The organism is Nocardioides gilvus, from assembly GCF_003194605.1.
Lineage (GTDB): Bacteria > Actinomycetota > Actinomycetes > Propionibacteriales > Nocardioidaceae > Nocardioides > Nocardioides gilvus.
Genome location: NZ_QHKY01000002.1, coordinates 341,507 through 365,033, shown reverse-complemented (window position 1 = coordinate 365,033; position 23,527 = coordinate 341,507). Strand labels below are relative to the sequence as shown.

Sequence of the window (23,527 nt, the reverse complement as noted above, 5' to 3'; positions counted from 1 at the left end):
GGTCTCCTTAGTAGGGGGAGGGGAAGACGCCTTCGACGGCGATGATGTAAGTGATCGCGAGGAACGGCTGTCGGTTCTCGTGCGGCTCTGTCGCGCCAGCAACAGACGTCTGTGCCATCTCACTGCTGGCAGGCCCCGCGGAGTACGCCTTCTCTCCGTCAGGCAGCAGAGCCCGAGCGTTGCCGACAGCCGTGCGCGAGGTCGCGCCCACCGGGGAGGCGGGCACCGAGTGCGTGTGCGCCGGGATCTGCTGTCGGTTCAGCGTGACTGACTCCTGGCCTCCCGTCTGACCAATCGCTTGCGCGATGCCTTCGGACGACCTGCCTTGGTGAATCGGCACCCGGCCTCTCAGGTCGGGCGACTTGAAGGTGGCAATTCCGTCGCCCCCGTAGGTGGTGCCGATGAGCGTGAACAGAATTTCATACTCGGAGATGTACAACGTCCGCCCGTCACAAGGCATCCACCAGACAGGTACGAAGTTGCCGGCGAAGAGACGGATCTCGCCAACGAAGGGCTCACTCATGCGCTTCCTCAACCACTGCTCTGACCAGCAACTGGTCTCCGGATGCCGACTCACAAGTTTGACAGAGTGCAGGATTCCGCGTCCTGCGATTCACGAGATCTCGCTGACTTGAGCATGGATGGCACGCCTATGGAACCGCTGGGTCCGTCGTGGGGCTGGCAGCCTTGATACTCCGGGTCAGGCGGCATCTCCGACAGACCGCTCACTCGGCCCACCTCCTCGTACGTCGGGAGGTGGGCCGAGTCGCGTGGGCTCAGTCCAGGTCGACGCTGGCGAGCCAGTCGGCGGCGATGGTCTTGGCGGGCAACTCCTCGTCGACGCTGCGCTGGTTGAGCTCCAGGAGGCTCTCGGCCGTCATGGCGGCGGTGACCTCGTCGATGACCGCGGCGGCGTCGTCGTCGATGTTCTCGCTGGCCACCGGCACGAGGTGCGAGGCCAGGAAGAGGCCTTCGGGGTCCTCCAGGCTCACGAGGTCGTTCTTGCGGATCGACGGGTCGGCCGTGTAGATGATGGCGAGCTGGATGTCGCCGTCCTTCAGTGCCTTGACCGTCAGCGGTCCGCCCCCGTCCTCGATGGGCGCGAAGTCGACCGAGATCCCGTACGCGGACTCCAGGCCCTGGGGCCCGTTCGGGCGGCTCTCGGCCTCGGAGTTGGCTCCCAGCGTCAGGTCGTCGGTGACCTCCGCGAGGTCAGCGATCGTGGTCAGGTCCCACTTCTCGGCGAATTCGCGGGTGACTACGTACGAGTCCTGGTCGGTCGCCTCGGCCTGGTCGAGGACTCGTACTCCCTCGGGCGTGGCCTCCTCGAGTGCGGCGTACACGTCGTCGGTCAGCCGGGCCTCGGTGTCCGGCTCCCAGAACTGCAGCAACGGTCCGCTGTACTCCGGGAACAGGTCGATGTCGCCCGACTCGATCTCGGGGACGTACGCCTCGCGCTGGCCGATGCGGAACTGGCGGTCGACCTCGTGGCCGTCGGCCTCCAGGGCCTGGGCGTAGATCTCGGCGACGATTTCGTTGGAGTAGTAGTCCTGCGAGCCGATGACGATGGCGTCGCCGTCGTCCCCGTCTCCGGAGAGCGGATCCGAGCCGCAGGAGGCCAGGACGAGGGCGGCCGCCGTGGCGACGACGACGCGCAGAGCGGTACGTGACGGGGTCATGGTGTTCCTTCGGTGCTGTGGGCGAGCCGGGACGCGCGGTCTTGCGCGGTGGCGAGAAGACGGTCGAGCAGGAGGGCCAGGACAGCCACGAGTATGGCGCCAGCGAGCATCTGGGGATAGTCCCGCGCCTTGAGCCCGATGAACAGGTAGCGCCCGAGCCCGGTGTCTGACGTGTACGCGGCCAGGGTGGCGGTCGCGACCACCTGCAGCGTTGCTGCGCGCAGACCACCGACAAGGACGCCGGCCCCGAGCGGCAGCTCGACGTTGCGGACGATCTGCAGCTCGCTCATGCCCATCGCGCGTGCGGCGTCCACCGCAGCGGGCTCGGCCGACTCGATCCCGGCGTAGGCCCCCGCGAGCACCGACGGGACCGCCAGGGCCACCAGCGCGAGCAGGGGCGCCTCGACGCCGACGCCCAGGAGCAACGCGAGCAGGGTGAGCAGTCCCAGGGTCGGGATGGCTCGCACGGCGCCCGCGAGGGCGACCACCACGCCCCGCCCCCGCCGGGTGTGGCCGATGAGGATGCCGAGTGGGATGGCCAACGCGGAGGCGGCCAGGACAGCGACGAGCGTCACCGCCAGGTGCTGGAGGAGGCGCGCGGAGATGCCTTGGGCGCCGCCCCAGTTGGCGGGGTCGGCGATCCACGTCAGCGCGTCGAGGAAGGTGGTCACACGATCACCTCGGTCGATCCCAGGGGGGTACGAGCACGACGGCGGCGCCGCGGCTGCCACCGGGTGAGGAGACGACCCAGCGCGACGAGTGCGCCGTCGAGCGCCAGGGCCAGCGCCATCGTCATCAGGACGCCGATCAGGATCTCGCTGGTGATGCCGCGTTGGAAGCCGTCGGTCAGCAGGGTGCCGAGGCTGGAGATGCCGACCAGCGCCCCGATGGTCACCAGGCCCACGGTGCTGACGGTGACGACGCGGATGCCGGACAGCAGCACCGGGACCGACAGGGGCAGCTCGACCCGCCAGAAGAGTGCCTGACGGCCGTACCCCATGGCGACGGCCGAGTCGCGGACGCCGGCGTCGACCGTGGAGAACGCGTCGACCACGGTGCCGACGAGCAGGGCCGTGCCGTACAACGTGAGCGCGACGACCAGGGTGGTCGGTGAACGCAGCGGGACTCCCAGCACCAGCGGGATCACGATCAGCAGCGGCAGGGCCGGGATTGCGTACACGACGCTCGCCGCCGCCAGGATCGGCTGCCGCACCCGGGGACGGACGTACGCCACCCGACCGACGGCCACGGCCAGGACCACGCTGGCGACGATCGCGGCCAAGGCGAGGAAGAGATGCTGGATCGTCAGCTCCACGACCCAGTCGCTGTTGTTCTCCAGCCAGGTCATCGCAGGATCCCGACGGGGCGCCCGTCGGCGTCGACCACGAGGCGCTGGCCGTCGACCTCGGTGGTGGTGAGGGTGCGCTCGGGTCGATCAGCTCCCACGAAGTCGCGCACGAACGCGTCGGCGGGCGAGGCGAGGATGCTCTGCGGTGTGCCGGACTGGGCTACCACCCCGCCCGTACGCAGCACCACGACGTCGTCGGCAAGGCGGAAGGCCTCGTCGACGTCGTGGGTGACGATGACGATCGTCTTGCCGAGCTCGGCCTGCACGCGCAGCAACTGGTCCTGCAGCTCGCGTCGCACGATCGGGTCGACCGCGCCGAACGGCTCGTCCATGAGCAGGATGTTCGGGTCGGCGGCGAGGGCGCGGGCCACCGCCACGCGCTGCTGCTGGCCGCCGGAGAGCTGGGCGGGGTAACGCGACGCGAGCGATGCATCCAGGCCGACCAGCGTGAGCAGGTCGAGCGCGTTGCCACGTGCTGTGGCGCGGGAGGTGCCGTTGAGCACGGGCACCGTGGCGACGTTGTCGACGACCGTGCGGTGGGGGAGCAGCCCGCCGGCCTGCGGGACGTAGCCGATGCGACGACGCAGCCTGACCTTGTCGAGCCCCTGGATGTCCTCGTCGTCGATCAGCACCGTGCCGTTGCTCGGGTCGATCATCCGGTTCACCATCCGCAGCAGCGTGGTCTTCCCCGACCCCGAGGAGCCGACCAGGGCGGCGATGCGGTGCGAGGCCACCACGTGGGAGAAGTCGGCGACCGCGACGGTGCCGTCGCGGTAGGTCTTGCCGACGTTCCTGAACTCGATTCCCACGGGCGTCTCCTCAAACTGTTCGTGGTGCCGTGCGCGGGTCAGGCGCTGGCTCGAAGGGCCGGACTGATCGTCGTGAGCATGCCACTGTCGTGGTTGCCTTCAGGCTCGCCACGTCCGTGACACAGGCTGGCATCGGAGCCTCAGGAGTCGAGGAGCGACTCCATCTTCTGGATCTCCGCGGTCTGGGTCTCGACGACGTCCGCGGCCAGGTCGACAGCCGGCTTGAACCGGCCGTTCTCCTGCTCGTCCTGCGCCATCTCGACGGCGCCCTCGTGGTGCTCGATCATCATCTCGAGCCACATCGTCTGGAAGTCGGCGTCGGGAGCGTTCTCGAGTCGGTCGAAGTCGTCGGCGGACATCATGCCCGGCATGTCGGAGTCCATGCCCTCCATGGAGTCACCCATCCCGTCGGAGCCATGGCCGGCGTTGGAGTGGTCGCGCATCGTCTCCGGGACCTCCTCGTCCCACTCCTGGAGCCAGTCGGTCATCGTCTCGATCTCGGGGCCCTGGGCCTCGCGGATCTCCTCGGCGAGCTGCTGCACCTCCGGGTCGAGGGTCCGGTCTGCGGTCAGGTCGACCATCGACAGGGCCTGGGCGTGGTGCTGGATCATGTCGCTGGCGAAGGCGACGTCGGCGTCGTTGTGCTCGGTCTCGGAGACCTCGGCGGAGTTGTCGTCGTTGCCGCAAGCCGTGAGCGCGAGTGCCAGGCCGAGAGCCAGGGTGGCGAGCAGCGCCGTGGACCGGCGCACCAGAGTGAGGGGTCGGGGGTGGCGCATGAGCTTCTCCAGTTCGAAGTCGGATGGACCGTCGCGAGGTGCTCCGGAGGGTGGTCGTCACCTCCGAACGTAGCGCTTCGCACGTGACGAGGACCCGACTGGCCAGGTGGCCTGTCGGGTCCTCGCGGGTGCTGTCAGCGGGTCAGCGAGTCACTGTCGCTCCGATCGCCGGGTTGTCGGTGAAGTAGCCGTCGATGCCGGCATCGAGGAAGGCGCGGATCTCGCCGGCCAGGTCACCGGGAGCGGTGGGTGAGGTGCCCCGGCGGAACTGTGCCGGGAGGAACTGGTTCTCCACCCGGAAGGTGTACGGGTGCACCACCAGCCCGGCGGCGTGCGCGTCACCGATCACCGCCGTGGGCTCCAGCAGGTTCCCGTCGGCTCCCCGGGGGATCAACTGGTCCTTGCAGGCCCCCAACCCGTCGGCGTAGCGGGCCACCTGGCGCAGACCCTTGGCGCTGACGACGTCGGCGTACGTACGCGGGTCCCCGGCGGCGACGAGGTCGTACGGCGCCCCGCTGCAGCCGGTGAGTTGGGTGATCTTGAAGTCGCTGGCACGGTCCAGCTCGCGCAGGTTGCCGGTCTCGAAGCTCTGCAGGAAGACCGGGTCCGAGCCGTCGTAACCGTTGGCGGCGAGGTCGGCCAGCAGTGGCTCCTCCAGGGAGAGGTCGATGGAGTCGAAGTACGTCGGGTGCTTCGTCTCCGGGTAGACCCCGACGGGCTTGCCGTCGCAGGTGCGGGAGTGCCGCGCCAGATCGAGGACCTCGTCGAGCGTCGGTACCGCGTAGAGACCGTCGTAAGCCGTGTTCTGCGGCCGCACGCCGGGGATGCGCTCGGTGGCCCGCAGCGTCTTGAGCTCGGCCAGGGTGAAGTCCTCGGTGAACCAGCCGGTGAGCCGGGCTCCGTCGATGGTCTTCGTCGTGCGTCGGTCGGAGAATTCGGGCTTGTCGGCGACGTCGGTGGTGCCGCCGATCTCGTTCTCGTGGCGCGCGACGAGGACGCCGTCCTTGGTGGCGACCAGGTCTGGCTCGATGTAGTCGGCGCAGGCGAGGATGGCCTGCTCGTACGCCGCCAGCGTGTGCTCGGGCCGGGTGCCGCTGGAGCCGCGGTGTCCGATCACCAGCCCGTCGTTGGCCGCCGGCGCCCGCGTCCTGCGCAGGTCCAGGACGATCATCTCGGTGTCGTCCGGGGTGCCGGGCACGCGGGAGTCGTCGCCGGGGTAGTTGTTGTCGTTGGCGACCAGGATGCGGCCGTCGTTCAACTGCACGACCACCTCGACCGAGACCATCGGGAAGCTGAACTCCTTGCCGACGCCGTACGCGTCCGGCGAGCGGCGCGTGCCGATCTCGTCGGGGTTGGCGATCTTGAGGAGGTCGACGACCAGTTCCTTCTTCACGAACCCGTCGGCGTCGCGGCGTCGCAGGTCGATCTCGTAGATCCGCTTGGTGACCGCTGCCGCGCCGTCGAGGTTGTCGCGCTCGAGGACCAGGAGGCGGTTGTTGCGGACGGTGAAGGCGTCACCGATCACGTTGGGCGTCTCGTCGACCTGGTACTGCCACGTGCGACCGGTGTAGGCGCCCCTGCGGGTGTCGAACTCGTGGATCATGCGACGGCGCTGGTCGGCGTCGTCGACGAGCGCGCCCTCGACGATCGGGTAGAGCAGACGCCCGTCGGGGGAGGCACCCATCGCCTCGAAACCCTTGCTTGACGGCACCCGGGGCTTCTCGTCGCCCAACGTCGGGTTCTGCGGCGACTTGCCGCCGGGGAAGGGGACCGGCGCCTCGAGGACGGTGCCGTTGGCGCTCACGTGCAGGAGGTAGGGCCCGAACTCCTCACCGATCCAGAACGTGCCGTCCTTGGCGCGCACCAGGGACTCGATGTCGAAGTCGGCGCCGGTGAGCAGCCGGTCACGGGTGCCCTCGTTGACGATGGGGAACTTGATGCGCTTCTTCGGGTCGCGCAGCTGGATGAAGCGCTGCACCTCGATGCTGCCGCGCCCGCCGCGCGCCGTCTCCCACTGGGGGCGCACCTTGTAGATGCGGAGCAGGAAGTCGGCGGAGTTCGCCTTCGTGCCGAAGCCGTTGTCGGGCTGGGCCCAGAAGGTGCCGTCGCGGTTCTCGACCATCGCGGAGAAGCCCGGGATCACCTGGCCGTCGAACGGGCCCGTACGTCCGTTCCCCGGCGACGCCTTCGAGCCCGACGGCGGGCCGGGAGCCAGGAAGTCCGCAGACAACGTGGCCCGGGCCTCGAGCGTGGGTTGGACGACGCGGGCGCGGTGGTCGGAGCGGTCGTGGCCGGGGGTGTGCGCACCCCCGGCAGTGGCGACTGGTGCACTGAGCACGGTCGTCGTGGCGGCGAGCAGAGCGAGGCTGACCAGGGTGGTCGCCCGAGATCTCAATGAGGTCATGGCTCGACGCTCTCGGTGTCGGGCCAACTCGGGTCGTCGCGATGTCGACGGTTGGGTGAGCGATCGACCAACATGCGGTGGTGTGGGCGTGTCCCACCCACCAGACTGAGAACGTGACGCCCCGACAGGACGAGCAGGCAGTGCAGAGTGCCTACGACGAAGTCGCCGACTCGTACGCCGACCTCGTCCGATCCACCGAGCCCGAGCAGCGCATCGAGCTGGCGATGATCGAGCACTTCGCGTCGTTGCTGTCGGGAGACAAGCGGGTGCTGGACGCGGGCTGTGGGGCCGGGCGTCTGCTTCCCGTACTGGCTGCGATGGAGTGCCTGGTGGAGGGCGTGGACCTGTCGGGTGGGATGGTCCGCCGTGCGCAGAGGGACCATCCGACCTTCGCCACAAGCATCGCTTCGATCACCGACCTGCCCCATCCGGACGAGTCGTTCGACGGGTACTTCTCCTGGTACTCGACGATCCACAGCCCCGACGACCAGTTGGCACACGTCTTCGGCGAGGCCCGCCGAGTACTGCGAACGGGTGGGGTGCTCCTCGTCGCGTTCCAGACCGGTCATGGGGTCCGTGACGTGTCGGGCGCCTACCGCAGTCATGGCCACGACATCACCCTGGAGCGCTACAACCGCACGACGGACGATCTCTCGAGCGTGGTGGCCGGGGCCGGGTTCGAGGAAGTGGCGCGTCTGGAACGTCAGGCAGCCGGAGTGCACGAACGCGACGGCCAGGCGGTCCTGATCGCGAGAGCGTCATGAGCCACGGCTCTTCGAGTGGCTGAGGCCGCCGGTCGCCGCTGTACGTGACCTCGATGCTGCCCGCGATCTCGCGGGGGAGTGAGTCCACGCCTTCAGCCCCGCCGGCCGGTCACCCGCACGACTCCGCGACTCATCCGCGGTGCCAACGCCAACCGCATGGCTGCGGAGGCGGCCACCTTCGTACGTTGTCCCGCCCGCCGTCGAGCCCGTTCGTAGTGGCGTACGCCGCTGAGCCCGTGCTCGTTGAGCGCTTCGCCGAGGACGATCGCGTCGACCATCGCCTCGCACGCGCCCCGCCCCAGATTGGGTGCCATCGCGTGTGCCGCGTCGCCGACGAGCACGTAGCGTTCGCGCGCCAGCCGTCGTGTGCGCGGGGACTGGAGGATCATGTTGACGACGGTGCGCTCCGGCGTCGCGGCGGCGAGAGTGTCGCGCACTAGGTCCGGGAACCCGGCGTACGCCTCCCGCGCCCAGGCCAGGGCCTCCTCGGGCGACTGGGCGCTGCGGCGGGCGGAGACGTACCAGTTGGTGCCGAGGTGGTCCGGCAACGGATTGGGCGCGACCCCGGCGAGCATGCCGTCGCCCCAGAATTCATGCATCCGGTCGGCGGGAGTGGCAGGCGGGGTCTCCAGCATCCCGCGGATCGCGACGACGCCCGTGTTGCGTGGCTCGTCGCCCCAGACGTGCGAGCGTACGACGCTGCGGGCGCCGTCCGCGGCCACGACCAGGTCGCCCTCCAGCGTGGTGGGGTCGTCGACGTGCCGCTCGACCCGTTCGACGGTGCTGGGCACGGCCTCGTCGAGGAGCTCGAGCAACGCCGGTCGGGTGATCAGCCAGGTGTTGGCGTCCTGCATGGTCATCGTCACCGGACGGCGCGTGCTGTCAGCGGTGATCACTCCCGAGGTGAGCAGGAGTCCGCGCTCGCGCAGTCCGTCGGCGAGCTTGATGCGCTCCAGCGCGGCCAGGGCGAAGGGCCAGATGCCGAAGGCTGTGGGGACCCTGCTGTAGCCCGGCCTCCGCTCCACGACAGTCACGTCGTGGGCTGTGGGATCGAGCGTCGCCGCCAGGGTGAGTCCCGCGACTCCGCCGCCGAGGATGGTGATCGAAGGCATGTCTCGACGCTACTACTACATTTGTAGTCTTACAACAGATGTAGTGTTCTGATGTGCCTTCCCGTCCGGAACTTGTCGCAGACGCCGCCGTGACCGTCCTTGCCCGCGACGGCCTCCGCGGACTCACCCACCGAGCCGTCGACGCTGAGGGGGGCCTGCCACACGGGAGCACCTCCAACTGCTTTCGCAGCCGCGCGGCCCTGCTGGAAGCGATCGTTACTCGGCTGGAGGAGTTGGACCGCGCGATGCTCGCAGGGCCGCAGTCGGACGTACGCTCCGGGCCCGCCCTGGCGGCACAGCTCGCAAGCAACGTCGCCCGGATGACCTCGCCGGAGCACGTGCGGGCCACGCGCGCTCGACTCGCGTTGCTCCTGGACGAGACGGCCAAGCCAGCGATGGCCGCCGGGCACCTGCGGTTCCTGGCGCTGCTGGAGTCGATGCTCGCCGAGGGCGGACACCCCACACCCTCGACGACGGCACGCGCGGTCTCCGATCTGCTCGAGGGTGCGCTCGTGCACGCGGTGTCGGTGGACTCGCGCGGCGTCGACGTCGAGGAGCTGGCCGACGCCGTGGAGCGTCTGCTCCGCTGAGCGCAGGGCTTGTCAGGGCGCTGAGCAGAGGTGCCGATTTCGGTCCCGAGCGGCCCTTCGCTCCGCGCACACCATCATCAGCTCATAGAATCCCGGAGTGCGAACCGTTCGGCTGAGGACAGAGGCCAGCGTCGGCCTGTTGCTCGCCGACTTGTTTGTGCTGTGGTTCGCCATCGGCGGCGCTTGGGCGACCGATGCGCCGACGTGGTTCCGCCTGGCCAGTGCTGCGGTGGCCACTCTGGCCGCCTCACTCGCCATTCGCTCTCTGACGCTCTTGCTACGGGCGCGGCCCCCGAAACCGCATTGATCAGGCGTCCGCCTTCGCCGCCGTTCAGGCGACGCGCGATCGTCGCCTCGAGCGGAGCCCCGGAGGGGTTCATGAGCGGGGATAAGACGCAGGTTCGACGGGATCAGGGTGGAGTCGGGTGTATTCACCCGCGGGGCCGACATCGCTCCACGTCATCTGATGGCATTGCTAGCCTCTGCCTATGCTCTCGTCTCAAGCGGACCTGCTTCTGACGACCGCCCGCTTGACCATAGCGCCGCTCTCGGATCACGACGTCGACGCCTTTACCGGGTATCGGCAGGATCCGGATGTTGCCCGGTACCAGTCGTGGGGCATCGACTACTCCCGTGCAGATGCCGAGCGCTTGGTCGACGATCAGCGCGACAGGCACGTCCCGTCGCCCGGGAACTGGCTGCAGCTCGCTGTGCGCGAGACCTCGTCGGGCGGGCTCCTTGGCGATCTGGCGCTGCACCGCCTCGACGATCAGCCCGACACCTTTGAGGTCGGCATCACTCTGGCGCGGTCCTCGCAGGGTCAAGGCGTCGCCTCCGAGGCACTGATCGCCTTGTTGGATTTCCTCTTCGACCACGAGCACGCTCACCGCGTAGTAGCTTTCTGCGATTCGCGCAACAACCCGGTCGCACGGCTGCTCGCGAGGGCGGGATTCCGACAGGAGTCGAGGCAGGTCGACGCCGACTGGTTCAAGGGCGAGTGGACCACTCTCGACGGCCACGCTCTGCTCGCGAGCGAGCGGGACCGCGCTCACCGCTGAGCGACGAGCTCACGTCCCCCCCCTCGTTGCGTGAACCCAGCGCGTGCATGAACTATTGCGGGGAAGTGACGCACTCTTCGTGCGTCGCCGGACGGCAATCAGTGTGAGGGAAGAGAACCGCTGAGCCGGACGTGCCGTTCTGCGCTGGCGTCGTTCAGGCCGACGAGTTCGACGGTCTTGCCCTTGCGCTCGTACTTGGTGGTGATGGCATCGAGGGAGGCGACGGTGGAGGCGTCCCAGATGTGGGACTGGGTGAGGTCGATGACTATTTGGTCGGGGTCGTCGGCGTACTCGAACTGGGTGTAGAGGTCGTTGGAGGAGGCGAAGAAGAGTTGACCGGTCACGTGGTAGACGGCGGTAGCGACGCCGTTGCGGTCCTCGACCACTTCACGGCGGGTCTCGGTGAGGTGGGCGACTCGGCGGGCGAAGAGGGTCATGGCAACCAGAACGCCGACCACGACGCCGATGGCCAGGTTGTGGGTGGCGACGGTGACCGCGACGGTGCTGACCATGACGATGGTCTCCGACTTCGGCATCCGACGCAGGGTGGCGGGCTGGATGGAGTGCCAGTCAAAGGTGCCGACCGCGACGATGATCATGACCGCGACGAGCGCAGCCATCGGGATGATGGCGACCACATCGCCGAATCCGACCACGAGGATGAGGAGGAAGACGCCGGCGAGGAACGTGGAGATGCGGGTGCGTGCACCGGAGGCATTCACGTTGATGAGGGTCTGGCCGATCATGGCGCAGCCGCCCATGCCGCCGAAGAACGCGGTGATCACGTTGGATGCGCCCTGACCCCAGGATTCGCGGGTCTTGTTGGAGTGCGTGTCGGTGATGTCGTCGACCAACTTGGCGGTCAGCAGCGACTCGAGCAGACCAACCAGCGCCATCGCGAGGGCGTAGGGGGCGATGATCTGCAGGGTGTCGAGGTTGAAGGGCACGTCGGGGATGAACAGGGCCGGGAGGCTGTCGGGAAGTTCGCCTTCGTCGCCGACGTTGGGGACGGTGAGGGCGGCAACCACGGTGAATGCGGTGAGGGCGACGATCGCGACCAGGGGAGCAGGGACGACCTTTGTGACGCGCGGGAGACCGACCATGATGGCAACGCCAACGGCGATCATCGGGTAGACCAGCCACGGCACGTCGACCATGTACGGAATCTGGGCCATGAAGATGAGGATGGCGAGGGCGTTGACGAACCCCACCATGACCGAGCGCGGAATGAAGCGCATCAGTTTGCCGAACCCACCCAGGCCAAGCGCGATCTGGATGAGGCCACCCAAGAGCACCGTGGCGATGAGGTAGTCGTAGCCGTGCTCGCGCATCACCGGCGCGATGACCAGGGCGATGGCGCCGGTGGCGGCGGAGATCATGGCCGGACGGCCACCGAGGAACGAGATCGACACCGCCATCGTGAACGAGGCGAACAGGCCGACACGGGGGTCCACTCCGGCGATGATGGAGAACGAGATTGCCTCAGGGATGAGTGCCAGCGCGACGACGAGGCCGGCGAGCACCTCGGTGCGAAGCAGCTTGGGGGAGCGCAGCGCGGCCATGACGCTCGGCTCGGGTGCGTGGGACAGGGGGGTGGCGCTCAAGGGCGGCGCTCCGTTCTGGGAGGCAGCCGTCCGTGCGAGCGCCACGTCGAGGTGACATGCCCGGACGACTTGGATCTGGATGGGGTTGGTGCGCACCATGGGTGCGCGTGCCGGCGTCCTGCCGGCGAAGTCTGAGCAGATCGTACTCTCACGTAACGTGAGGGTTGCAATTGTCACGACGTGAGGACCCTTCGATGCCCCCTGAGTCCAGTCCCTCCGCACCAGGTTCGGTGATGCAGATCGGTGAGGTGGCCACCAGGACAGAGCTGTCTCTGCGCAGCCTCCGACACTGGGAGGAAGTCGGTCTGTTGAGGCCCTCAGGACGCAGCGAAGGCGGATTTCGCCTCTACACCGCGGAGGACGTGGAGAAGATCCTCGTCATCCGACGGATGAAGCCCTTGGGATTCACGCTTGACCAGATGAAGGCAGTCATGACTGACATCGAGACGATCCGCGACTCCACTGCTGACGCAGAGGCATCTCGGTTGGCCGTCGATCGTGTCACCGCGATCCGTGCCGACGTCGACGAGCGGCGCGCGAAACTGGCACGGCATCTGGAAATGGCAGACGAGTTCATCGCTCTCCTCGCCCAAGAAGTGCCCTGACCAGCTCGGATCGACAAGAGCGTCGGAGTTCTCCGCGTGCGAGTCGGGGCAGTACGGGATGGTGCGGGGTGCCCGGACCGCGCCATGGGGGGAAAGGCGGTTTCAACCGATGCGCCAGCCCATGGCCCGCGCGGCGAAGATCGCCCTCTCCTGCGCCGACTAGCGCGTCGCCACGATCGCGTCGTTGACCCCTAGCGACTTTTGTCGAATGAGAAAGTCGGGGAAGTGCCTTCCGATTACGGGTAGGCGCGCCGCGTGGCTCAGGTCGGACGCCAAGCTGCCGCCGACCCCGACGAGACCCGAAGCAAGTAGGGGCGGACATGCTGATGATGAATGCGCCCCTTTCTGGGTGGTGTACAGCACCCGGCCGCGCTGTCGCGGCGCATCCCCGCGACGTGGCACGTGACTGACCTGCGCGCCCCGCACGACACCAGGGTCAGCGCCTCCGCTTCTTCGCCTTCTTCGCCGCGGTGACCTTGAGGACGTACTTCTTCGACGCCTTCTCAATCTGCGCGTTGCCCTGGTAGGTGACGCGAACTCCCCACTTGCCCTTGGCCAACCTGGGAAGCCGGAACGTCGCCAGGCCGTCCTTGAGCTTGACCCGCAGGGTGCGGACCTTCTTGCCCTTGGCGGTCATCTTCACCACCACGTGGCCAGAAGCGGTCAGGCGAGGCTCCTTGCCCACAGCTCGGACACGGAGGGTGAGCACGGCCCGTTCGTTCGCCCGGACCTTCTTGTCGCCCTTGACCTTCACCGTGGCCTTGACCTTCTTCACGGGCTCCGGAGTAGGCGTGGGGGTCGGTGTGGGCGTGGGGGTCGGCCCGGGGGTCACCTCACCCTCACGGGTGAGGGAGAAGGCGGGCACGGTGGTCGTACGACCCGTGGCCGTCACGCTGTTGGCGTCCGTGGGCGTCTGGGGGAAGTCAGCGCTGCCGCCCAGGTACTGCGTGAGGAACCCGAACTCGGAGAACCGGATCGTCAGCAGTTGACCCTCGCGGGCCGGCAGCCAGTAGCTGCCGTCCTGCGCGGCGTGGTCGTCGCTGACGAAGACCCATGACTGCTTGATCGCGTCCCACGCGAAGGCCATCACGTACGCGCCCGCCGCGGGTGACCCGTTGGCAAGGACGGATCCCGTGACCACGGAGGCCGGGATCATGTCGATGTCCTTGGTGAGGCTCTGGCCGGCCTCCACGCGGAAGCTGCCCGCCCCGAACATGTTGTCCGACGCCTGGGACCCCACGTACGTGAACAGGTAGGGAACGTCGTAGGCGTGGGCGTAGATCACGTAGTCGCCGGCCGGGACCTCCAGCGACCACCTGCCGGCGGCGTCAGTGAAGGCGTACGTCTGCCAGTCGTGGGCACCGTTCGAGTCGACCGAGTGGATGTTGACGTCGCCGACGAGGGGCGCCCCGTCACCCAGGAGGACGCCGCTGATCGTGGCAGTGCCGAGGTCGTTAGCGCGGGCGCTCGCAGCGGTCAGGACGCTGAGCATGCTCGCCACCAGTAACGCGGCCACGAGACCAGCAAGCGCTCGCAATGAGGTCAAGGAAAAGTGCATGACAGCCCTCCAGCAGGTGCACAACAAAGCCAAGACTTGGATGCTCCCACTTCCCTGGCCCGTCGGTCACCGGGTAGTCCCATTCGTCGGACGCGAGCGACGTGCCCCCCATAGCCTTGCCGCGGGCGTCGTCCTTCTACGTCTCCTGCCACCACCGACCAGAAGGTCCTCATGAAGCGCTCAGCGCTGTTCGCGCTCCTCACCGCTCTCCTCTTCCTCAGCGCATGCACGCTCGGCGACGACACGTCCGCTGAGAACGAACCCGCCACCACCACCCAGGACGCGGACGCGACCTCCGTTGCGGAGATCAAGGACCTGCCCGCACAGGAGAGCCTCCTGTTCGCTCTGCAAGCGGAGTCGGGCGACCTTCAGGAAGCGGACGGCGACGGGTACGCGCTGACACTGGATCACGCCGCGAGGCAGACGACCTGGTTCTCGGACCGGCCCGCGCGTGACGGCGGCACCATCTCGACGCAGGCCTTCGTGCTGGGCTGGGCGGACCTCGGCTTCACCGACGTGCCGCCGAACGCCGTGCTGACGGTCGCAGGACAGGACGAGCCGCTGATCGTGGAGCTCGGAGAGCCGACCTACGACCATGACGAACGGACCCTGCGCGTCGCAGTGACCGTGGTGGGTCCCAAGGATCGGAAGGTCGCTGCAGGCCCGTTCGGTGCCTCGTCGCTCTTCATCGACAACGCAACGCTCGACGCCGGGTGCGGCTACATCGGCGAGATCGACTTCTTCCCCACGAACATCACACCGGCCGGGTACGTACCGGCTGACGGCCGGACCGTGTCGTCGAGGATGTGGCCCGACCTGTACGAGCTGACGGGCACCAGGTTCGGAGGCGACGCAAACAGGTTCGCGATGCCGACGGTCGAGGGACCCGGCGCCGGGCTCCACGCGCTGGTCTGCGGCGTTGGCCTCGACCCTAGCGAGACCGATCCGGATGACGATCAGATCGCACGCAGCTGCCTGATCGGGCAGCTCCAGTTGTTTGCCTTCGAGACTCCGGCCTACGGGTACGCGCTGGCCGACGGCAAGTTGCTGAACCCTGCCAAGCGTTCGGCGCTCTACGGCCTCATGGGTGACGTGTTCGGCGGTGACGGGGAGACCACGTTCGCACTGCCCGACATCGCGTCCCTGGCCGGAACGAGCCAACAGGTCTGCACCTCGACCACCAACAAGTGGAGCGACAACTCCTCGACCGGTGCGTGTTACATGTCTCAAGTTGGCTTCTGGGCCACCCCTCGCAGCAACCCTCCCTCGAACTGGTGGAGGACGCAGACCTCGGGCTCCGCCTCCGGTGTGCTCATCTCCGTGAAGCAGCACCAACCACTGTTCGACCTGTTCGGAACCGCCTTCGGTGGCGACGGCAGGAACGTGTTTGCGCTGCCGAAACTCGATCTGCCTGAGCGGAATCTGGTGCCGACCATGTGCGTGTATGGCTACAGCCCACCCCGCGACTGAGCACCTTTCGAGAACTCTCGGGGCAGTCGCTGTCACTCGGTCAGCGGCTGCGTGGACCTTGACGACATATCTAGATACAACTCATACTTAGGTATGACCGACACCCCGCGCTGGCCAATGCCCTGGATCCGGGCCAGCTTGGAGCTGGCCGTGCTCGGGAGCCTGACCACCGGGCCACTGCACGGGTACGGCATCGCTCAAGCGTTGGCGGTACAGGGATTCGGGCTGCTGAAGGGCGGGTCGCTCTATCCGGTGCTCAACCGGCTGGAAGAGGCGCGCAGCGTGGAAGCGGTCTGGGTTGAGGGCACCGGGGGACCCGGGAAGCGGGAATACCACCTCACCGCCACCGGCCAAGAACGGCTGCGCGAGGAATTGGCGCAGTGGCGACAACTCACGGACACCTTGAGCGAGATGGCCCAGAACGAGATGGCCCAGAGCGACACGGGATCGACCAGCACGGGGGAGACAGGATGAACGAGTCCGACGAGTTGGCCGAGGACGCCGAGGACTGGCTCGACGACGCCCGTTGGCGACTGGCTCTGAAAGACGTCGCGCGCCCGGTCGTGGACGACATCCTCGCTGAGGCCCGCGTCCTGATCGCTGAGACCGGTGAGCCCCCCACTGAGCTCTTCGGCCCACCGGAGGAGTGGGCGGACGAGCAGATCGCCGAACGCCGTCGGGACGGCCTCCCACTCGTGGTGCCCGACCCGGCGGCGAGCTGGCGCGACGTGCCTGTGCTGGGGATGTACGCCGCCGCCGGCACGGGCGTGGTCGTCCTTCTGCACTCCTTGTTCAACAGGGAGTGGCAACTCGAGTACGACCTCGGACTTCTCGGCTTCCCGGTCGTCATGGGGTTGGTCACGATGACCGTGCTCACCGTCTGGGAGAAGACCCTGTCTCGTCGGTCCCTCGCGGTCGCCGTTGCGGCCGGAACCGGCGTCGTGGCCGGTGGCGTAGCGCTCCTGGGTCTGTTGGTCTGGCTGGGCCGCGACCACCTCATCGCCACGGCCAGTCCTTGGTACGTCGTCCTGTTGGTGCTGGCCTGCGCGCTGCTGGGACGGCTCTTCGACAGTTTGCTGCCCGAGGACGCGCCCCGCGCGTGGATCACGCCACGCACGGACGACGAGTGGCTCGCGGTGTTGGCGGGTGTGCTGCGGTTGCGGGCGGACATGCCCGAAGAGCGAGTCCGCACCATCGTTGCCGAGGCGCAGGCGCACTGCGCCGAGGCTGGCTCGACCCTGCAGGAGGAGTTCGGCCGCCCGGAGGACTATGCGGCGCAGTTCCCCCCGGACGAGATCGCCAGCACCCGTCGCAAGGCGTGGGCCTACACGGCGATCAGCGGACTCGCCGTCATCCTCGTGCTGATCGGGAGCAAATGGGTGGGAGCGATCCTGATGTTGCTGTGGGGTGCCCGTGCCGTCCGGGAGTGGAGGCGGTTGCGTCGCCAGACCAGCGCGGTCAGCCCCCGACCACCGTCAGCAGCTGCGTCGCGCGGGTGAGCACGACGTAGAGCGTCGCCCGTCCGGTGCTCGACTCGCTCTCGATCTCGTCGGGGCGTACGACGACGATGCCGTCGAACTCCAGGCCCTTGGTGTCGACACCGGTCAGCACCACGACCCGGTCCTCACCCGAGGGCGCGACCGCGTCGTCGATCGCTGCCTTCGCGCCCTTGGCGTACTCGGCGAACTCGTCCCACGAAGCCAACCAGCCGTTGACCTCGGAGCGGCGCGCCACCGGGACCACGATGCCGACGGTGCCGGCCACGCGTCCAGCGATCTCGCCGACCGCCTTGCGTACGGTCTGGGCCAGGTCGTCGCCGGCCGCGATCTCGACCGGGTGCTCGCCGGTCGACCGGACCGCCTCGGGCAGGTCGGCGTCCAGGCCGACGCGCTGGGCGTAGGCAGCGGCGTACTCGTAGATCTCGGAGGAGTTGCGGTAGTTCTTCGACAGGTGGAACGAGTGGATCTGCTTGCCCGCCAGCGCCGCGTCGCGCGCCGCATCGGCCTCGGCGGCCACCGGCCACGAGGACTGCGCGGGGTCGCCGACGATGGTCCACGACGCCGTACGCCCACGCCGCCCGACCATCCGCCACTGCATCGGGGTGAGGTCCTGGACCTCGTCGATCAGTACGTGCGCATAGGGGTCGTCGTCGATCCGGTGGCTGGGCGGGGTCCAGGCGCGGCCACTGGAGGCGTACTCACGATCAGAGCTGGTGGTCAGCTCCTGCATGGTGCCGCCGACGTGGTCGTCGAGGGTGTGGTCGTCGTCGGTGCGCAGCGGCACGTCGCCGATCGAGTAGCGCAACTCGTCGAGCAGCGCGACGTCCTCGATGGTGAGGCTCGGGTCGTGCTCCCAGGCCTGCAGCAACAGCTTCTGCTCGTCCTGGCTCAGCACGCCGTCGGCGACCCGGGCCAGGAAGTCGGGGTCGCGCAACCAACCGAGCACCTCGGCGGCGTCCAGCGGCGGCCACCACGCCATCGTGAAGTCGACGAAACGCTGCTCGCCGAGCATGTCGTCGTTGAAGAGATCCCGCCCACGCTCGCGCCCGCGGTCGCTGCGCACCTGGCGCCACAACGCGTCGAGCAGGGCAGACGGGACGCGCGAGACCTGCTGGTTGCGGGGGCCGTGCGACATCAGGTTGCGGCGCAGCTTGGCGAGCTGGGCTCCGTCGAGACGGAGCTTGGAGTCGCGCCAGAAGATCTCGAACTCGCGCGGGCTGCCCGGGGCCTGCTGACGCGACGTACGCCGCAGCAGCTCGACCATCCGTGCCGCACCCTTGATGTCGGCCACGGCGGGCACGTCGTGGCGGGTCGCGCGGATCCCGCTGACCACTTCGCCCAGTGAGCGCAACGCCACCGCGGTCTCACCCAGCGAGGGCAGGACGCGCTCGATGTAGCGCATGAAGACGCCGGACGGGCCGACGATCAGCACGCCGCCCGACTCGTAACGGCGACGGTCGTTGTAGAGCAGGAAGGCTGCGCGGTGCAGGGCCACGACGGTCTTGCCCGTCCCCGGGCCGCCGGAGATCGACACGACGCCCTTGCCCGGCGCGCGGATCGCCTTGTCCTGCTCGGCCTGGATGGTCGCGACGATCGAGTGCATGGAGCGGTCGCGGGCCCGGGAGAGCTGCGCCATCAACGCGCCCTCGCCGACGATCGGGAGGTCGGTCTCGACCGAGTCGTCGAGCAGCTCGTCCTCGACGCCCACGACCGTACGGTGCTCGGCGCGCAGCACCCGACGACGTACGACGCCGCTCGGGGTCGCTGCGGTGGCCTGGTAGAAGACGGCGGCCGCGGGGGCGCGCCAGTCGATCAGTAGGGAGTCGCGTTCGTCGTCGCGCAGGCCGATCCGGCCGATGTAGCGCGGGGCTGCGTCGAGCTCGGTACGCAGGTCGAGACGGCCGAAGACCAACCCTTCGTGGGCGGCGTCGAGCTGGGCGATCCGCTTCGCGGCCTGGAAGACCATGGCGTCACGTTCGACCAGCCCGCCCTCGTGACCGAGGTGGGCGCGGCTGTGACCTTCCTTGGCCAGCCGCTGGGCGGCCGAGGCCGACTTCTCCAGCTGGACGTAGACACGGTCGACAAAGGCCTGCTCCGCGGCGACTTCGCGCGCGACGAGCTCTTCGGACAACTCTGTTTCTCCCACTCCCGCGAGGGTTTCGGCAAGTGGACCAGCCTACCCCCGCCCCGGGGGTGGAACGAACGTTCTGGGCGGGGGTGGGCGTGGTGCACCTCACGCCGGGCGTCAGTCGGCGAGCCGGTAGAAGAGCAGTGCCTGGCGGGTGACGACGTCGGCGCCCTCCGTGATCTCGACGGAGACCGTCTCGGCGGACGGGGGGAGGAGGACGTCGCCCATGATCCCCACGCCGCTGCCCTCCGAGGAGAAGGCGTGGGTGGATTTCGTCCTCCCGTCCGTGAGGACCTCGAAGGAGACGCGGTCGTACGTGGTCGCCTCGTGCGCCACCTGCACCAGCCAGGGGCCGTCGTACGCACTGGCACCCGCGAGGGAGTCGAGACGCAACGGTGCTCCCGGCTCGACATCAACAGCCTCTACGCGCTTCCACGCGTGGCCCGACATCTCGACCTCGGTGGGGGACTCGGTGCCCCACAGCTTCGAGGAGTCCGAGGAGTAGAGGGCCACGCCGAGCTTGGTCCCGGTGACCTCAGAGGCCGGGAGCGGCGTCAGGTCCGACTCCGAACGCGACACCCAGAGACGAAGAGTGCCCTCTCGCGGCCAGTCCTCCCGGGGAGAGAAGGTGTAGGTGGTGCCGGCTCCCGGGTCGAAGGTGGTGGCGTCGCAGCTGTCCCCCGAGGTGGTGTCGTCGTCTGAACCGTCCAGGCTGAGCCGGATCCACGCGCCCTTCGGGAGGCCGGAGCACGAGTAGGCGATGGTGACCCTGTCGCCGGAGACGTCGTAGTCGAGACGGGTCTCGCTCTCGCCGTCGGCGACCGCCGCGCCCAGCAGGACGCGCTCAGCAACCCGCTCCCGGAAGTGGAAGGCATCGGCCTTGCCCGACCCCATCCCCGGGGGGACCTCGCCCTGGTCGATCTCGTAGGTCGCAACGGCGATGCCGGCGACGTCGTCGGCGCTCACCGTGATCTTCTCGTCCCGACTGGCGTTGACCACGACGTGGTCGGCCCAGTCAGCGGCCGAGGAGCTCCAGATGGGTTCGTCGACGGGCTCGGTGTCGGACTCGGTCCTCGACGTCACCGTGACGTCTTGGCTCTCGCCCTCGGTCTTCCAGCTGATCAGGTACGGACGCTCGCTCGCCGGCAGCGAGATCGTCTGCGTGGACCCATCGCTCTCGACCGCGTCGGCGAGCTCGTACGTCCACCCCAAGGCCGTGAAGCTCTCGGGCGCGCCAAGGCCGGCGGCCGGGTCGGGAGTCGGTCCCGTGCCCGGGTCGGTGAGGACGACGCCGCTGACGACGGCGGCGACGGCCGCGAGCGCGACCCCACCGCGTACGGCGTTGCGGCGCCGACGCTGCTCGGCGACCCGGGCGCGGACACCGGTCGTACGGCTGACCGGGTCGAGCCCGTCAATGCCATGGGCGTGGTCGCGCAGGGTGGTGCGCAGGTCGTCGAGGCTGTTCATCGCAGGTCTCCTTCGCTTGCGGCGGGCACGGAGGCAGACGCGGAGGGTTCGGCGGCGGATACGGCGGATACGTCTGGGGGAGTGAGGGAGGGGTCGATGCGCAACTTCTCCAGGGCCTTGCTGAGTTGGCTCTTGACCGTGCCCGGGGAGATGCCCAGGGCGTGGGCGGTGTCGTTGACCGAGAGGTCCTCGAAGTAGCGCAGCACCACCACGGCCCGCATCCGGCGTGGCAACCGCGACATCGCCTCCCACAGGTCGTGGCCGGCGTCGGTCACCGCAGTGGAGTCGGTGGTCGCCGTCTCGGGCAGCTCGTCGGTGGCGCGTTCGCCGTTCCACTTGCGGCGCCACCAGGTGGCGTACGTCGTGACCAGGATGCGGCGTACGTAGCTCTCGGGCTGCCCGTCGATGCGACCCCAGGCGAACCACGCCTTCGAGAGCGCGGTCTGGAGCAGGTCCTCGGCCAGCGCGTGGTCGTGCGTCAGCAGGTAGGCCGTGCGCAGCAACGCGGGCGATCGAGCGGCCACGAAGTCGTCGAAGTCGACGGTGCTCGTCACGTTCCCTCCTGGAGCGGTGTCGTTCGCCCGGGCGGCGATGGTGGCTGTCATACCCGGTGATACCGGTCGGCGTGGTGGATCGGTTGCCCGGTGGAGAAAAAAATCTCCCCGGACCGTGGAGCCGGTCCGGGGAGAGTCTGGTGCCTCGAAGTCGCGCTGTCTCAGAGCTGGGAGTTCAGGGCTGGGTCATTTCAGCCCTTGGGGCGAGACAGGAAGGCCATCATTGCCTCGCGCGCCTCGTCGGAGCCGAAGAGGCTGGTGCTGAGGTTGGCCATCTCCTCGCCGTCGGCGTCGATGCGGGCCACGAGCTCGCGGTTGAGCACCTTCTTGGTCTCGCGGATGCCCTGCGCGGCGCCGGTGGCGACGTTGGCGACCAGGTCGTCGACGTACGCGTCCAGCTCCGCGGCCGGCACTGCCTTCGTGACCAGCCCGTACGCAGCGGCGTCCGCACCCGAGAACGTCTCGCCGCTGAGCGCGGTCAGCGACGCCGAGCGCGGGTCCATCCGGTGGAAGACCGAGAGGCTGATGATCGCGGCGGCCAGACCGAGCTTGACCTCGGTCAGCGCGAAGGAGGACTCCTCAGCAGCGATCGCGATGTCGGCGGCGGCGACCACGCCGATGCCGCCGGCGCGCACGGCGCCGAGGTTCTTGGTGATGACGACCTTGTCCATCGTCGCGATGAGGCGCTGCAGCGCGATGATGCGGCGCGTGCCCTCCTCCATGCTCACCGTCGCGGCCTCGGAGAGGTCGGCGCCGGAGCAGAAGACCTTGCCGGAGCTCTGGATCAGCACGACCCGGACGTCCGCGTTGGCCTGGGCGGCCTGCAGGTGACCGAAGAGCTCGGTGACGAGCTGGCGTGAGAGGGCGTTGCGGTTGTGGGGGGAGTCCAGGGTGATGGTCGCGACGGCGCCAGCGCTGTCAACGGAGTAGTGGACCAGTTCGTTGGGAGTCTCGGACATGGGTCGAGTCTGCCGCAGCTCGGGCCAAAACTGGTGAATGGTCGTTAACCAATAATGTGGTGTGGGTCACGCTGATGCGCTGTGATGGGACGTCGGGCTGCCACTGTGCGGTGCCTTGGTGTCACCAGGTGACACCAGGGCACCGCACAAGCTGGGTTCTCCACAGGCAGCGGTCGGATCGCCATCAGCTGGGGACGGGACCCGCGACCGTGGGCGCATGGAATCACTGCTCACGCTCCAGTCCGGCGTCGTGGCCCGGCGCCAGTTGGTCGACGTGGGGCTCATGCCCAACGACGTACGCCGCCTCCTTCGCCGCCGCGACCTCGTGCCCCTGCACCCCGGCGTCTACGTCAACCACACCGGCGAGCCGACCTGGCTGCAGCAGGCGTGGGGCGCCGTGCTTCTGCACCCGCCTGCCGCCCTGAGCCACGACTCCGCACTGCGCGTCACCGACGGGCCGGGGCGGATCGCGCTGCCGGGGCCCATCCATGTGGCAGTCGATCGCGGGCGGCGCCACGACGCGCTGCCGGGGATCCGCCTGCACCGCATGGCTGGCCTCGACGACCGGGTGCTGTGGAACGCGTCGCCGCCGCGGGTCCGGATCGAGGAGGCCCTGGTCGACCTCGCTGCCGGGGCGCGTGACGACATGGCGGCGATCGCGGTGCTGGCAGACGCGGTGCAGGCCCGTCGCACCACGCCGGCGCGGGTCAGGGCCGCTCTCCACGGACGTACGCGGGTGGCTCGCCGGGCCTTCCTCGACGCGGTGCTCGACGACATCGCGACGGGGACCGGGTCGGTGCTGGAGCACGGCTACCTGACCCGGGTCGAACGTCCCCACGGGCTCCCCGTCGGTCAGCGCCAGGTCAGGAGCCGCCCCTTCTACCGTGACCTGCTGTACGCCGGCCAGGCCCAGGTGGTCGAGCTCGACGGTCGTGCCTTCCACGACTCGGCGCGGCAGCGGGACGCCGACCTGGACCGCGATCTCGACTCCGCGATCGACGGGCTGAGCACGGTCAGGTTGGGATGGGGCCAGGTGTTCGGTCGTCCGTGCCACACCGCCGAGCGGGTCGGCGCACTGCTGCGTACGCGCGGGTGGTCCGGTCGGCCACGCAGTTGCCGCGACTGCGCCTGATCCGATCGCGT

22 protein-coding genes are annotated in these 23,527 nt (G+C 68.6%); 8 read left to right on the top strand and 14 right to left on the bottom strand.

Annotation, left to right across the window (positions count from 1 at the left end; translation table 11 throughout):
- Positions 1 to 7: 7 nt before the first annotated feature.
- From DNK52_RS07045 to DNK52_RS07015, 7 genes are all read right to left on the bottom strand, one after another.
- Entirely contained in the window at positions 8 to 523 is a 516-nt protein-coding gene (locus tag DNK52_RS07045) for a phage tail protein (protein ID WP_110240275.1), read from the bottom strand.
- Between the two features lie 253 nt (positions 524 to 776).
- A complete protein-coding gene (locus DNK52_RS07040; RefSeq protein ID WP_110240274.1) occupies positions 777 to 1,679 on the bottom strand; it encodes an ABC transporter substrate-binding protein in 903 nt (300 codons plus the stop codon).
- A complete protein-coding gene (locus tag DNK52_RS07035) occupies positions 1,676 to 2,350 on the bottom strand; it encodes an ABC transporter permease (RefSeq protein ID WP_110240273.1) in 675 nt (224 codons plus the stop codon). Before DNK52_RS07035 ends, DNK52_RS07040 begins: the two co-directional genes overlap by 4 nt.
- Positions 2,347 to 3,027 (bottom strand): ABC transporter permease, encoded by a 681-nt coding sequence (locus tag DNK52_RS07030; RefSeq protein WP_110240272.1) that lies wholly within the window; start codon positions 3,025 to 3,027, stop codon positions 2,347 to 2,349. Before DNK52_RS07030 ends, DNK52_RS07035 begins: the two co-directional genes overlap by 4 nt.
- Positions 3,024 to 3,836 carry an ABC transporter ATP-binding protein gene (locus DNK52_RS07025; RefSeq protein WP_476703535.1) on the bottom strand — a complete coding sequence of 271 codons (813 nt, stop codon included), beginning with the start codon at positions 3,834 to 3,836 and terminating at the stop codon, positions 3,024 to 3,026. Before DNK52_RS07025 ends, DNK52_RS07030 begins: the two co-directional genes overlap by 4 nt.
- Positions 3,837 to 3,976: 140 nt before the next feature.
- Positions 3,977 to 4,612, bottom strand: a complete 636-nt coding sequence (locus tag DNK52_RS07020; protein WP_110240271.1) for a DUF305 domain-containing protein — start codon at positions 4,610 to 4,612, stop codon at positions 3,977 to 3,979.
- A gap of 142 nt (positions 4,613 to 4,754) precedes the next feature.
- Complete coding sequence (locus DNK52_RS07015; protein ID WP_110240270.1) at positions 4,755 to 7,016, bottom strand: esterase-like activity of phytase family protein; 2,262 nt, start codon at positions 7,014 to 7,016, stop codon at positions 4,755 to 4,757.
- Positions 7,017 to 7,129: 113 nt separating this feature from the next.
- On the opposite strand from DNK52_RS07015, the gene DNK52_RS07010 reads away from it, so the two are divergent.
- Positions 7,130 to 7,780, top strand: a complete 651-nt coding sequence (locus DNK52_RS07010; RefSeq protein WP_204163430.1) for a class I SAM-dependent methyltransferase — start codon at positions 7,130 to 7,132, stop codon at positions 7,778 to 7,780.
- Between the two features lie 92 nt (positions 7,781 to 7,872).
- Here the strand turns inward: DNK52_RS07010 and DNK52_RS07005 are convergent, their stop codons facing one another.
- On the bottom strand, positions 7,873 to 8,892 hold the full coding sequence (locus DNK52_RS07005) for an FAD-dependent monooxygenase (protein ID WP_110240269.1): 1,020 nt from the start codon (positions 8,890 to 8,892) through the stop codon (positions 7,873 to 7,875).
- A gap of 53 nt (positions 8,893 to 8,945) precedes the next feature.
- Here DNK52_RS07005 and DNK52_RS07000 point away from each other — a divergent pair, with 53 nt between their 5' ends.
- Positions 8,946 to 9,482: a TetR/AcrR family transcriptional regulator gene (locus DNK52_RS07000; protein WP_162598661.1), complete on the top strand. Its 537-nt coding sequence runs from the start codon at positions 8,946 to 8,948 to the stop codon at positions 9,480 to 9,482.
- A 488-nt stretch (positions 9,483 to 9,970) separates the two neighbouring features.
- Complete coding sequence (locus DNK52_RS06995) at positions 9,971 to 10,540, top strand: GNAT family N-acetyltransferase (RefSeq protein ID WP_110240267.1); 570 nt, start codon at positions 9,971 to 9,973, stop codon at positions 10,538 to 10,540.
- 98 nt (positions 10,541 to 10,638) lie between these two features.
- Here DNK52_RS06995 and DNK52_RS06990 read toward each other — a convergent pair whose 3' ends face one another.
- The gene (locus tag DNK52_RS06990) at positions 10,639 to 12,144 is read right to left on the bottom strand and encodes a SulP family inorganic anion transporter (protein ID WP_239455432.1); all 1,506 of its coding nucleotides are present in this window, start codon (positions 12,142 to 12,144) and stop codon (positions 10,639 to 10,641) included.
- A 194-nt stretch (positions 12,145 to 12,338) separates the two neighbouring features.
- Here DNK52_RS06990 and DNK52_RS06985 point away from each other — a divergent pair, with 194 nt between their 5' ends.
- A complete protein-coding gene (locus DNK52_RS06985; RefSeq protein ID WP_110240266.1) occupies positions 12,339 to 12,749 on the top strand; it encodes a MerR family transcriptional regulator in 411 nt (136 codons plus the stop codon).
- 436 nt (positions 12,750 to 13,185) lie between these two features.
- Here DNK52_RS06985 and DNK52_RS16275 read toward each other — a convergent pair whose 3' ends face one another.
- Positions 13,186 to 14,241, bottom strand: coding sequence for a hypothetical protein (locus tag DNK52_RS16275; protein WP_110240265.1), 1,056 nt, complete (start codon positions 14,239 to 14,241; stop codon positions 13,186 to 13,188).
- Between the two features lie 237 nt (positions 14,242 to 14,478).
- Between DNK52_RS16275 and DNK52_RS06975 the strand changes: the two genes are divergently transcribed.
- The 3 genes from DNK52_RS06975 to DNK52_RS06965 all read left to right on the top strand — a co-directional run bounded on the left by DNK52_RS06975 (position 14,479) and on the right by DNK52_RS06965 (position 17,276).
- Positions 14,479 to 15,777, top strand: a complete 1,299-nt coding sequence (locus DNK52_RS06975; protein WP_110240264.1) for a phage tail protein — start codon at positions 14,479 to 14,481, stop codon at positions 15,775 to 15,777.
- A 93-nt stretch (positions 15,778 to 15,870) separates the two neighbouring features.
- On the top strand, positions 15,871 to 16,251 hold the full coding sequence (locus tag DNK52_RS06970; protein ID WP_110240263.1) for a PadR family transcriptional regulator: 381 nt from the start codon (positions 15,871 to 15,873) through the stop codon (positions 16,249 to 16,251).
- On the top strand, positions 16,248 to 17,276 hold the full coding sequence (locus DNK52_RS06965; protein WP_110240262.1) for a hypothetical protein: 1,029 nt from the start codon (positions 16,248 to 16,250) through the stop codon (positions 17,274 to 17,276). The genes DNK52_RS06970 and DNK52_RS06965 overlap by 4 nt, the downstream gene beginning before the upstream one ends.
- Here the strand turns inward: DNK52_RS06965 and DNK52_RS06960 are convergent.
- The 4 genes from DNK52_RS06960 to DNK52_RS06945 form a co-directional block, all read right to left on the bottom strand.
- Complete coding sequence (locus tag DNK52_RS06960; protein ID WP_110240261.1) at positions 17,236 to 19,407, bottom strand: HelD family protein; 2,172 nt, start codon at positions 19,405 to 19,407, stop codon at positions 17,236 to 17,238. The two genes, DNK52_RS06965 and DNK52_RS06960, sit on opposite strands and share 41 nt — an antisense overlap.
- A gap of 114 nt (positions 19,408 to 19,521) precedes the next feature.
- Positions 19,522 to 20,871, bottom strand: coding sequence for a hypothetical protein (locus tag DNK52_RS06955; protein ID WP_110240260.1), 1,350 nt, complete (start codon positions 20,869 to 20,871; stop codon positions 19,522 to 19,524).
- Positions 20,868 to 21,425 (bottom strand): SigE family RNA polymerase sigma factor, encoded by a 558-nt coding sequence (locus DNK52_RS06950; RefSeq protein WP_239455431.1) that lies wholly within the window; start codon positions 21,423 to 21,425, stop codon positions 20,868 to 20,870. Before DNK52_RS06950 ends, DNK52_RS06955 begins: the two co-directional genes overlap by 4 nt.
- Positions 21,426 to 21,616: 191 nt before the next feature.
- Entirely contained in the window at positions 21,617 to 22,384 is a 768-nt protein-coding gene (locus DNK52_RS06945) for an enoyl-CoA hydratase-related protein (protein ID WP_110240258.1), read from the bottom strand.
- A gap of 217 nt (positions 22,385 to 22,601) precedes the next feature.
- Between DNK52_RS06945 and DNK52_RS06940 the strand changes: the two genes are divergently transcribed.
- Positions 22,602 to 23,516 (top strand): hypothetical protein, encoded by a 915-nt coding sequence (locus DNK52_RS06940; RefSeq protein ID WP_110240257.1) that lies wholly within the window; start codon positions 22,602 to 22,604, stop codon positions 23,514 to 23,516.
- The last annotated feature ends 11 nt before the right edge of the window (positions 23,517 to 23,527 follow it).